Origin of the sequence: Psychrobacter sp. GW64-MNA-CIBAN-0177, from assembly GCF_040309585.1 — a bacterium.
GTDB classification, from domain to species: domain Bacteria; phylum Pseudomonadota; class Gammaproteobacteria; order Pseudomonadales; family Moraxellaceae; genus Psychrobacter; species Psychrobacter okhotskensis.
In genome coordinates this window covers 44492-56769 of the sequence record NZ_JBEOOY010000021.1, presented here as the reverse complement: position 1 = coordinate 56769, position 12278 = coordinate 44492, and the positions used below count along the sequence as shown (strand labels likewise).

The window sequence follows — 12278 nt, the reverse complement described above, 5'->3', positions numbered from 1 at the left end:
TTTATGATTATGTTTGATGATCGTATTAGTAAGCATTTAATCTAAATGGCAGTTACACAGAATTTGGGATGGTCTCAGCCATTGGGCTGGGTATCGTATTTGGCATAGGTAAAGGCATGAATGTCGAGACCGCAGCAGAATTTGAAGCAGCCTCTGCGCCACCTCTGCTTGATGTATTCTCCAATATTATCCCATCTAACCCCATCAGTGCGATGGCAAATGGCGATATGCTATCCATCATCTTTTTTGCCGTCCTAATCGGTATTAGTATCTTAATGGTTGGTAAGCCTGCTAAAGGGTTGGTAAAAAGTTTAGAATTGATCAACGAAGTCATCTTGAAGATGGTGACTATCATTATGAATCTTGCACCATATGGTGTCTTTGCGCTATTGACCAAAGCCATGGCTGAGCTCGGCTTAGACTTAATTTGGTCATTGCTTGGTTACGTTGCGGTATTGGTTGGCTCACTGGCTTTCCATTTCTTTATTACCATGATGATTGTCCTCAAGTTATTTTCAGGCTTATCGGTCAAAACCTTTTTGGCAAAAATGCGCGAAGTTCAGATTTTTGCGTTTAGTACCTCAAGCTCGAATGCGACGATTCCGATTACCTTACGTACTGTGACCAAGCGTATGGGGGTTAATAACTCTGTCGCGTCGTTTACCGTTCCTTTTGGCGCTACCATCAACATGGATGGTACGGCTATCATGCAAGGAACGGCGACCATTTTCATTGCCAATATTTATGGTATTGATTTGGGTGTGACCGAATATCTGACAGTTATCTTAATGTCAGTATTGGCCTCGATCGGTACGGCTGGCGTACCGGGTGTTGGCTTGATTATGCTGTCCATGGTATTTGCTCAGGTGGGCTTACCTATCGAAGGTATTGGTCTTATCTTAGGCGTGGATCGTATTCTTGATATGCTTCGTACCGCAGTGAACGTCGGCGGTGATGCAGCAGTGACCGCTATTGTAGCAAAGTCAGAAAACAAAATGGACGTTGCAATTTATAACGATCCTGATGCGGGTGCCAAAGACGTGTTTGATGGTCATATCGATGAAGACAACGAGCGCGAGTTCTCAAATGTCTTTAGCGATGGCATTATGGGTAGTGAATACGATGACGTCGATCGTCGCTAACCATAATTAACCATAGTCAATCTCATAACAATTGGATACGGTGTCAGGCTCGCTTAGTCTACTACTTGTAGTACTTTCACCCACCTTTCTTGTATCTACATTAGATTGAACCGACTCTATAAAATTTGAATGCTTATTCAAATAAAAAACCTCAGTCAAATTGGCTGAGGTTTTTTTTGGTATAGTCTAAAGCATGTTTACATCAAGGAAACTAGCCAAGTACGTATTTGGTTACCATGGCTAAGCAGACCAACACAATCATCGGACGAATCAGCTTACTACCGCCTTTGACGACCATATGCGAGCCAAAATAAGCGCCGATCGTCTGTCCCACCATCATTGCCAGCCCTACTTTCCACAAGACATTGCCGCCCAAAATAAAGAAAATCAGCGAGCCAATATTGGTCGATAAGTTCAAAACTTTCGCCGCGCCTGTTGCTTCGATGATCTGACGCCCACGCAGTGCTACATTACCTAACGCAAAGAACATGCCGGTGCCCGGACCGATATAACCATCGTAAAAACCAATTAAGGGTGCAACGACTTTTTGCCATTTGCCTTCTGAGATGCGCGGTGCCGCTTCTACTTCGCCAAGCCTAGGTGCAAACAAGGTATAGATACCGATCGCGGCAATTAAGAAAGGAATGAGCTTTTCGAGCAAGTCAGGCGGTGACATCTGTACGGCGATAGTCCCAATAACCGAACCGATAAAAGCCGCAATAATGGCGACTTTGATACGTTGCGGCTTGACGACCCCTTTTCTAATCATGGTGATGGAAGCAGCCAATGCGCCTGAAGCCGCTTGTAGCTTATTGGTACCTAGCGTGAGCACTGGCGGAATATTCGCCAGTAGCATGGCTGGGATAGTCAATAAGCCACCGCCACCTGCGATAGCATCAATAAAGCCTGCCAACGCTGCCACAGCAGTGAGCATTAAAATAATCTCTAACGAGAGGGATAAGTCCATGACGCCGACCTTCAACATTGAGGATAAAAAGAGAAACAAACTTTAGAAAACAATCTGTAGAAAACAACCCTAAAAATAAAAGTGAAATCGAGAGTAAGAACACCGCAATCAAACAGGCAAAAAGCGCCTAAATAACCGCGTGCGCAAGAGCATCTGTGTGCACGTAATGCCACTCATTATAGAGATAAAAGACTAAAAAAAGCCAAAAACGTAACAAAGTCTGCTAGATTTGTCTAACAGGTTACTGAAATCTTTAAGAATAATATTTTATTGACAGCAGATTTTATAGCTTATTTCCGTCCTGCCTTTCACCATATTGCTGTTATTCCACTGTCATTTCGCTATTATTGCGAGCGTAAGATAGTTTTATGGTTTCAGTTTGACGGATTTTGTTGTCTATCTGAATGAGATTATGAGAAACTGTTAGCATCTAGCTGCGCCAGCGTCAAAGTTGCCAGTATAGACACTTGAGGTTATTGAATTATTTAGCAAATTGTATTTAGTAAATGAGGATGATATGGCAATAAAAAGAATCAAAGCATTTTTCGAATTTGAGGCAGCAGGCGGTATCGTCTTAGCATTGGCTGCCATTGCTGCAATGATCATTGCCAATACACCTCTCAACGTTTGGTACGAGGCTTTTATTCACGCCCCCGTATCCATTCGCATCGGCGACTTTGGCATTGCTAAGGATGCGCATCATTGGATCAACGATGGTCTGATGGCGATTTTCTTTTTCTTAGTCGGGCTTGAGCTCAAGCGTGAAGTCTTGATTGGTGAACTCTCTAACGTTAAGCAAATTATCCTGCCCGCTGGAGCGGCGCTGGGCGGCATGATTATGCCCGCCATTGTCTATCTGCTCTTTAACTATAATGAACCTGATTTTTGGAAAGGCTGGGCAATCCCTGCCGCGACGGACATTGCTTTTGCTTTGGGTATCTTAAGTCTTTTGGGCAATCGCGTTCCTAACTCATTAAAAGTGTTCTTAGTCTCTATTGCTATTTTTGATGATATTGGCGCCATTTTAATCATCGCTTTATTTTATACCAGTGACTTGTCATTGGGCTCTTTAGCCGTCGCTGGTTTATGTCTGCCGTTTTTATACCTCCTCAATCGTCGCAACGTGACGAGCATCACCCCATATCTACTCATCGGTGTGATTATGTGGATTGCGGTACTCAAATCTGGTATTCATGCGACGTTGGCAGGTGTAGTGTTGGCTCTATTTATTCCAATGTTTGATCGTACTGATCCTGAGCATTCGCCATTAGAAGAGCTGGAGCATGATCTACAAAATACCGTCTCTTTTGGTATCTTGCCGTTGTTTGCCTTTGCCAACGCGGGTATCTCGCTGAAGGGTGCAGGCTTCGCTGAACTGTTCCACTCGGTACCGCTGGGTATCGCTGCTGGTCTCTTCATCGGTAAGCAGTTAGGAGTTATGATTATGTGCTGGTTAATCTTTAAACTTGGCATCTCAACCATGCCACGAGGCATGAACTTTAAACAAATCTATGGTGCCGCCTTACTATGTGGGGTTGGTTTTACCATGAGTTTATTCATCGGTGGCTTAGCATTCGCAGGCGACACTCCATTATTTGATGAGCGTTTAGGTATTATCATGGGGTCAATTGTTTCTGGTATCGCCGGTTACATGATGCTCAAAGCAACGCTAAAAGAAGACATCAACAGCACTTCGGTAGATTTGACCCGTCATTAATACGATTGACGGGCAATAAGGGAATCGATAAGTAACAGATGCAAGCGATAGAGGATGGGTGTAGAGACAAATATGGACAAAAAGTACAATGGTTTGAATTCAGACACCCATCGTCAGTCGGCATCTTCTTACCAGCGTCATGGTCGTACTACTGCTATCGACGATCATAGCGACTTACAGGTTTTAAAGCGCATCAAGCGTTATTTATTACCAAAGGACTTTGTAATCTCGCAAGATTTATTAGACGAGATAGTGGCAGGCTACGATATTGGCGATCCGTTGGCAGATACTTTAGCCGCTGATGGCATTCGTTTTGCCAAACCTTTACAGCAATTCATTATTAATGATCGCAGTGCAAAATTTGATACCAATCTGATAGATAACCCTGCGTTTAACGCCTTAACTGAGCAATTCAGTGGCCATCCTGCTTGGTTCGATCCCAAGCTTGCGCACATTGGGGCAGTCGCCTATCGCCGTTATCCATTGATGCTGATTTGGCTATTACGCAACGTCGCGCTGATGGCAGGCTATAGTATCCCTGCCCTCTCCTTGCCACTCATTCAGACCGGCGCTTTGATGCACGATGCGCTGCCGCGTTTGATGCGTACCTATGCTTATATCTTAGCCGTCTCTGAACATCCACAAGTCACTGCGCACATAGCTAACGGCCGCAAGCCTATCGACCAAGTACTAGCGATTGGCTCTGAAGGCTGGCGGCAATCTATTCAGGTGCGGCAAATTCATACATTGGTACGGCAGAATTTATTAAAAGGTAAAGGCAATGCTGCTAAGGGCGTCATACCGAGTGCCGATCAGCATCATAACCCCGATGGCAGCTGGAATACGATTTATTGGGGTCTGCCCATCAACCAGACCGATATGATCGCCACCCATTTGCAGTTTTCGTTGTTGATAATGCGCGGCCTACGACTACTGGGCGCACGCATCAGTCCCGAGGAGGCGGAAGGTATTTTACATTTATGGAATCTTGCGAGTTACTGGATGGGGGTGGATTTAGAGCGCTTGCCAACAGATGAAGCAGCGTGCTGGGAGTGGTTATATACCTATTTATCCATTCAACAGCTTGACTTTAAGATGGGACAACCACTAGCAAAAGCCTTGCACGATTTGCCTCGTCAGCTGATGGGTGAAGACAATCGTCGCGGGCGCTTCGTCGAGATGGTCAATGCCAGCGTGACTCGCACTCTAGTCGGCGATGATATCGGTGATGGCTTAGATTTGCCCAAATCAAAGATACGCTTTGGCGTCTTATCTTCGGTGCCGATTCTCTTTGCTCTTGACACTGCCAGACAGCACAATCAAGCCGTAGCGCATAAGTTAGAAGCCTTCCGTGCCAAACGCCAAGACAATATGAATTGGTGGCTTAAGAAAAACGATGACTATTATAAGTAGTCATTAGAATAGGTGAAAGCATTATCAATCGCCTCGACACTCATTATAATCAATCTATAACGGATAGGTTTACTCATGGTTTTGGGTGAGAAGTTATCAGCCGCTCATTCTTACTGCCTTACGTTTTGCGCTTGTTCATTTTGGATACGGTAGTACCATTCCAATTGTCGATCAAACCCCGTTTCTAACAAACTGGCGATGACGCGTCCTGTCAACCCCCAAACCGTCTCACCATCCACTTGCCAGCTGGGCGTAAGGATGGTCGCAGTCTCCTCTTGCATCGTATACTCTATCGCATACTCTACTGTCGGCTGTGTGAGCAGCGCTTCAAAATCTGCCCAAAAGATGCGCGATATCTCACCCATCTCAGGCACCAATACCAGACCCGGCGCAATGAGCGCCACAATAGGACGGACACTCATGCCGCTTTTGGAGGTTTGGATAGGCAGTTGACCAAGTAGTTGGACTTTGTTTGGTGGTAGCGCCGTCTCCTCGCAAGCTTCACGCAGCGCGGTGATGACGTTATTGCCATCGCCTATTTCATACTTGCCACCAGCACAGGATACTTCGCCAGCGTGACTGTTCATATGAGCTGCACGGCGCGTCAAGAGCAGCTTAGGATGACGCTCATGAGTGATAGCAACCAAGACTGAGGCATCAGCTATCGGTGTCTGATACAGACTGTCTAAGATACGAGCACTGCGCGAGGTATTTTGAGAGTTGTACATCGCTGGACTGGTCACCGCGTTTAAGGTTTCATGCTGCACCCGTTCTGCCAACTGTCTCAGCGTCGGATGACGAATAAAAGTGGGTACAGCGACTGACAATTCACTAAAAGGTGCAGACTGCTTGGGTGTTGCCATTATAATTGCCTTGTATTTTTATCGGTATAAAGCCTTGTCACCATATCCTAAAATCGCTACGGTACTGCTGATATCGATATTACTTCTCACTGACTATATTTGACGATGTTTAGCAAAATTTAGCCATTTTTAGCCCATTTAGGTACAATCGCTTGAATTGAGGACACGCCCTAACTAAAAACCTAAAATAATCTCTGAATCTAGATTAGCGCAATCGCCTGTCAACTGCATGCTATTTATGTGACTGCTTATTTGTATCATCAGAATTGCTTGAGGCCGTTTGGTTAATAGAATTAGGCAACGTCACTGCAAGTGAAATGATGCGTTACTGTTATCATCATTCTGTGCCACGAAAATGTGTGCTATCTTAAGGTAATAACGATTATTTATAGCACTCTTGTGGAATGACGCTTAACCTTGAGTATAATCAATCCACCATGATATCGATACAAACAAACTGAGTGCTAGCAATTACATTACACCCCCATCCTTTCTCATCATAATAACAAGGCAGTTTATATGCGCTATTGTCTACAATGTGGCCACGAGGCTGAACGTAAAATACCGGCCACTGATAATATACCGCGTTTGGTCTGCCCGAATTGCGGCTACATTCACTACGAAAACCCAAAAGTCATCTGTGGCTCATTGGTCGTGCATAAGCAACGTGTGCTGCTATGTCGCCGCGCAATTGAGCCACAATATGGCTTATGGACGCTGCCCGCAGGCTTTATGGAAAATGGTGAAACAATGGCGGAAGGTGCTGCGCGTGAGAGCTTTGAAGAAGCGGAAGCGGTGGTCACCAATCCGCACTTATATTGTTTATATGACATCCCTGATATCGGGCAAATTTATAGTATCTACATCACCGAACTAAAAGACGGTGCTTACGGTATTGGCTCTGAAAGTCTGGACTGCGCTTTGTTCGCCGAAGAAGATATTCCGTGGGATAAGCTTGCCTTTGAAGCCGTGCGCCGCACTTTAAAAAGCTATTTTGCCGACCGTCAGCAATACGATAACCATGAGAACTTTCCCATTCATCAAGAGTTGATTGGCAAAGACCAAGCCATTAAGCGTTATTAATACAGCTTTTAAAAATACTTACCGGCAATAAAAACCGCCGCTTTCAATATAAATATTGAAGGCGGCGGTTTTTTTATACAGTCAATAATTTGCTATGACTGATTTCACGATAAGTCAAAAACTAGCTTTTAATCTTACAAACCTTAAAGCCAAGCTCTTTCACTTGCTCTTCTTTATCATAAGGTGCTAATACTGCACGAACATGATCCTTTCCTTGCAAATATTGCTTAGCCACACGTTGTATGTCAGCAACTGTCACGGCCAATATGGCTGCACGCATTTTACGTTGCCAGTCTGCACCGCGATTATGCAAATCAGCAAAACAAGCTTTGATAGCTTCACCTGCTGGAGAGCCTGGTTTATCCATACCTGAGATAATACCTAAGATGGCTTCTTCCAACTGCTCATCGGTTTGCGGCTCATTTAATAACCATTCGATACTGGCATCAAAATGCGCAAAGGTTTCAGCACACTGCGGATCGCGGTAGCTAAAGAACTTAAAGGCGCAAGCATTGGCATCGTAGCCTGCACCGCCACCATAAGCACCGCCGCGCTCACGGATAGCACTATGCAAGTAACCATTACGCAGATAAGGCGCTAATACCATCAAGGCAGCGGTATCAGGATGGTCGGCTGCTGGCACGGTATATGCGCTAGCATTATGATAGACGTTGGTCGGAACTAGCCACGCCAAATCTTCAACATCGAGCGCCACACCACTTTCTAGTGCTTTGACCGCGTCTGTCTCGCCATTTAACGCCGCATCAAGTTGCAACTCGGCAAACTCGCTTGGGATATTGTCTTCAATACCCGCATCAGAGTTTGTGATTTTTTCCGCAATCTTTGGCGCTTGGCTGTCTTTCCAGCTATCAACGATTAAGTTACTTAAGCGTTCGGTTTGCTCGGCTTCACAGATAATAACGGCGTGCTTAGGTAAACTGATTAAACGTTGATGTAAATCCATCAAGCTGGTTGCCAATTTATCCCACTGTGCATCATCAGTACTGGCATGGGTTAAGAAGTCTTTTAGCGCGTTTAGTGCTGGCAGACCGCTGCGCACATATTCTAACTGTGCTTGGCGACTCATGCCGCGACTGGCAGTTTGCATCGCATAAGAATGCCCTGAACCGGCAAGGTTTGATTGCCAACCTGCTTGACGCTGCTGCAAAATCTCTTTAATACGGTCATGCTCACTAAAGACGCTGTGCTCCATGACTTCTTTTAGCAAGTCAATGGCCTCAGGCTTGCGATTCAACGCGCGCGTTGCCACAACAAAATAGCTGCTAATCGCTTGGCTGTCATCGATATTAGTGCGCTGACTGATACGTGCCGTCACCCCTGATGAATGCGCCGCTTGCTTGGCTTGCATTTCATGAGCGCTTAGCGAATCGGTACCGAGCTCAGATAATAAGCTTAAGTAAATAGGCAACAATGGATGATTAATCACTTCATTAACCGGTAGCACGCTGGTATCCTGATTACCAATCGCATCGGTCAACGGCACAATCACTTGATAATAATACAAGCCATTGGTACCCGCTTCATATTCAAATAAGGTGCTCTCTTGCCCGCTTAAATTCACTTGTTTTTGCGTGCCTTGCTTAAAGCTGATATCGGTCGGGACATCTTCTAAGCCAACTTTTGGCAATAGGCTTAAATCATCAGGTGCTGCTTGGCGCGCTGCCAAATCTAAAGCCTGTTGTTTTAAGATAGCTTTATCATCAGCGGTCAAATCCATCGCAATGGTATCAAGACGGGTTTGCTCAGCTGCTGCAAGGCGGGCAGTTTTTTCGCTGTCAGGCGTCATAGTGACACGGACACGATGCTGATTATCGAGTAAATGAGTCTTGATTAAATTCGGTAACCACTGCGCATCTTTTACTTGCTCACGTAGCCACTGCAAATGCTCGTCAACTTCCCAGACGTCGATAGGGTTGCCATCATGAATCGCCGTGCTAAAGCCTTCTAGCATGAGATTCAAACCATACGGCATGCTATCACCACCGATATGGCGCTGATCAATCTCAATTTGATGCAAAATGGTTTCAATGGTTTCATCATCAATCGGTTTGCTCGCGACCTGTTTAAGCAAATCAATAATCCCCTGCTCTACCGCTTCGGCATGCTCAGGGTTTGAACCACGCAGACCGGTATAAAAGACCATTTCATAATGACTGTCGTCGAGTCCCAATAGCGGACTTGGCGCTTTACCAAGTGGATGGCTATCCAAATACGCGCGCAATGGCGAGCCAGCATGCTCAACCAGTACGCCCTCTAGTAGACGCAGTGCTAAACGCTGCTTTGGATCGGTAATTGATGGCAATAACCACGCCACCACATGATGGGTTTGGTCAGGACCGGCTTCGTCAGCGGTATAAGTATCGACCGCGCTAATCGGTGCAGACAGACGCTGTTCTGGACGCGAGACGTGTTTTTTGCCAGCTTCAAATTGAATCAAGGCATCTTCATGGATTTTCGCTTGCGTCTCAGCGACTGGAATATTACCAAAGCTCATAATCACACTGTTTGATGGGTGATAATGGCTTTGATGAAATTCAACCAGCTCATGATGGGTCAAGTCAGGAATATCAGCAGGATCGCCGCCTGAATTATAATGATAGGTCGTCGTTGGGAACAAATGATGGGCGACCGTATGATAGAGCTGGTCAATCTCACCACTCATCGCGCCTTTCATCTCATTAAAGACGATACCTTTAAACTGCGGCTTATCATTTTCGTCTAACTCGACACGAATGCCTTCTTGGGCAAAATCAAGCGGATGAATATTAGGGAAAAATGACGCATCAAGATAAACGGCAAGTAAGTTAAAGTAGTCGTTCTTATTTTGCGTGGCATACGGATACGCCGTCCAATCGGCAGCCGTCATCGCATTCATAAACGTGTTCAATGAGCGTTTAATCATCGAAAAAAATGGGTCACGGACAGGGAATTTCTCAGAGCCACATAAAGCCACGTGCTCTAAAATATGCGCCTCACCTTTTGAATCCATTGGCTGAGTGCGAAAGCCGACCAAAAAGGCATTTTCATCACTCGGGTGTGCCAAATGGTAATGCATGGCCCCAGTCTTAACATGCTGACTGATCAGCACATCCATCGATAGCGCCTCAATGTGGCGATGCTCAATCAGCTCAAACGCTGGATGTAGCGTTAAATCTACAGTAAATGGCGTGTCAGTCATAGTTGTCCTTATAGCTTATTAGGTAAATAGCACCCTGCAATTCAGGGTAAATAGAATGGTCAAAAGGTGTGATGTATTGGTTTTTATAGTGGCAAACGCTAGTCATGAAAACAATTGGTCTAGCGCTAATAGATGGGGTTGGCAGATTGAGAAGTCAAGACAGTGACAGCAGAAAGAACAGTGCTGATACTACAACTAGGAAGCACGACACCGCAACCGTTTAAAAGTACGCCGACATTACTTAACAGCAGCCATCAGTAGTGCTATAGTTAAGACTACTTGCTACGAGGAGCACCTCATGAGTTACCAACATATTTTACTGGTCACCGACTTGTTATCTGATGCCGACACAGTGGCACAAAAAGCCAAACAGATCGTCGATAACCGCCCCGGTTCTAAGCTATCTGTACTGCACATTGTCAAAGACACCATGGTCGGTTTTGGTTATGAGTTGGTGCCCGCATCAAGCTTATATGACCAGATTGACGATGAGCGCTGCCAAGAGGCACGAGCCAAATTGGCACAATTCTTAGAGCGCAATGGCTTAACTGCCGTTAATGCCGAGGTAACCACCGCCATCTCTAGTAGCGAAGGTATCGTCAACTATTGCCATAAGCATGACGTTGATCTTCTGGTCATCGGTCGCCATGAGCGTCATGGTATCGTCGCATGGCTCAGCGGTGCCACAGCAGATAATATTTTGCCAAACGTCCCCTGTGACAGTTTAGTCGTTAGACTTGACAAGCCCGTATCAAAACGCAGCTAACCTGAACCCAAATATCGTTTTGATAAATGGTTTGTATAAGTTGATAAAAAGCGCATCGGTGAGCAATCTACGGGGCGCTTTTTTTAGCTCATTCATTTTAGCCCTAACTTATTTATTATCCTATTCAATAATATCAATAAAGGTCTGCCAAATCGGGCTTTGATGGCGGGCTTTGTGCCAAACTAGCCACCATGTGCGTGACAAATCGATACCGGCTATTTTTACTTGTACCAACTTCCCTGCTGCTAGCTCTGCCTCGATAACGTGTTGTGACAGACAGCCAAGCCCAATATCGGCACTAACCATACGCTTGATGGCCTCTGACTGTTGAATAGCCATGACCACTTTTGGATCGGGTAAGTGCTTTAGTAACTGCTCATCGATAATCTGCCGTGTCCCCGAACCTGCCTCCCTTACCAATAAAGGTAGCTGTGCCAATTGCTCGATCGTCAACAAATAACAATGCTCGTCCTTGTCATAGTTGACCAATCCTGCCAACCATTTGCTATGGTGTTTAGCAAATACCATCAAGGTATCGGTGCGCCACTCTCGCTGCTCGATGACTTTTATATCAGTCGGACGCGGCATGCCTTCGACCACAGCAATATCGATGTTTAATTGCTCAACCTCGCTGACCACCTCTTGCGTATTAGCAATGTAGACATCGACATTGGCATCCGGTAGCACCTCATATAGCTTGGCAAGTAGCGGCGGCAATACATAGTTGCCGATGGTGGTACTCGCACCAATATGAATCTGTCCTGCTTGATATTTATGATAATGCTCTAGCGTTAATGATTGCCCCAAGATCGCTTGCGCTTGTACATACACGGGATGGGCGTTGGGATGTTGGTTAAGCCTGCGCCCGACCCGTTCAAACAAGGGCATTTGCAACCTTGACTCGAGCTCAGTCAACGCGCTACTCACCGCAGACTGTGATAGATGCATCTCTTCACTGGCACGGCTGGTGCTACCTGTCTGATAAATACTAACAAATACCGCCAATTGCTTGAGGGTAATTTTCGGTAGCGTCTGCATGGGCTTTTTCATAATCTTTCTAACATCCTATACAAACTATAAATTTAAAAAATCACTTAATATTAAAAACCAATTATTAACCTACTTTTT

9 protein-coding genes are annotated in these 12278 nt (G+C 45.4%); 5 read left to right on the top strand and 4 right to left on the bottom strand.

The window, feature by feature from the left end; all coding sequences use genetic code 11:
* Positions 1-68: 68 nt before the first annotated feature.
* The gene (locus AAEY79_RS11815; protein ID WP_352288462.1) at positions 69-1142 is read left to right on the top strand and encodes a dicarboxylate/amino acid:cation symporter; all 1074 of its coding nucleotides are present in this window, start codon (positions 69-71) and stop codon (positions 1140-1142) included.
* Positions 1143-1353: 211 nt separating this feature from the next.
* Here AAEY79_RS11815 and AAEY79_RS11810 read toward each other — a convergent pair whose 3' ends face one another.
* Positions 1354-2109, bottom strand: coding sequence for a TSUP family transporter (locus AAEY79_RS11810; protein ID WP_025652307.1), 756 nt, complete (start codon positions 2107-2109; stop codon positions 1354-1356).
* 517 nt (positions 2110-2626) lie between these two features.
* Here AAEY79_RS11810 and nhaA point away from each other — a divergent pair.
* Together nhaA and AAEY79_RS11800 are read left to right on the top strand one after the other, a co-directional pair.
* Positions 2627-3826 (top strand): Na+/H+ antiporter NhaA, encoded by a 1200-nt coding sequence (gene nhaA, locus AAEY79_RS11805; protein WP_025652306.1) that lies wholly within the window; start codon positions 2627-2629, stop codon positions 3824-3826.
* 72 nt (positions 3827-3898) lie between these two features.
* Entirely contained in the window at positions 3899-5239 is a 1341-nt protein-coding gene (locus AAEY79_RS11800; protein WP_025652305.1) for an oxygenase MpaB family protein, read from the top strand.
* Between the two features lie 110 nt (positions 5240-5349).
* Here AAEY79_RS11800 and AAEY79_RS11795 read toward each other — a convergent pair whose 3' ends face one another.
* Positions 5350-6102: a CoA pyrophosphatase gene (locus AAEY79_RS11795; RefSeq protein WP_037025361.1), complete on the bottom strand. Its 753-nt coding sequence runs from the start codon at positions 6100-6102 to the stop codon at positions 5350-5352.
* A 519-nt stretch (positions 6103-6621) separates the two neighbouring features.
* On the opposite strand from AAEY79_RS11795, the gene AAEY79_RS11790 reads away from it, so the two are divergent.
* On the top strand, positions 6622-7185 hold the full coding sequence (locus AAEY79_RS11790) for an NUDIX hydrolase (protein ID WP_025652303.1): 564 nt from the start codon (positions 6622-6624) through the stop codon (positions 7183-7185).
* Positions 7186-7306: 121 nt separating this feature from the next.
* Here AAEY79_RS11790 and AAEY79_RS11785 read toward each other — a convergent pair whose 3' ends face one another.
* Positions 7307-10384, bottom strand: a complete 3078-nt coding sequence (locus AAEY79_RS11785) for an insulinase family protein (RefSeq protein ID WP_352288459.1) — start codon at positions 10382-10384, stop codon at positions 7307-7309.
* Positions 10385-10682: 298 nt separating this feature from the next.
* Here AAEY79_RS11785 and AAEY79_RS11780 point away from each other — a divergent pair, with 298 nt between their 5' ends.
* The gene (locus AAEY79_RS11780; protein ID WP_025652301.1) at positions 10683-11150 is read left to right on the top strand and encodes a universal stress protein; all 468 of its coding nucleotides are present in this window, start codon (positions 10683-10685) and stop codon (positions 11148-11150) included.
* A gap of 120 nt (positions 11151-11270) precedes the next feature.
* On the opposite strand, the gene AAEY79_RS11775 is transcribed toward AAEY79_RS11780, so the two are convergent.
* Positions 11271-12200 carry a LysR substrate-binding domain-containing protein gene (locus AAEY79_RS11775; protein WP_037025358.1) on the bottom strand — a complete coding sequence of 310 codons (930 nt, stop codon included), beginning with the start codon at positions 12198-12200 and terminating at the stop codon, positions 11271-11273.
* Between the last annotated feature and the right edge of the window lie 78 nt (positions 12201-12278).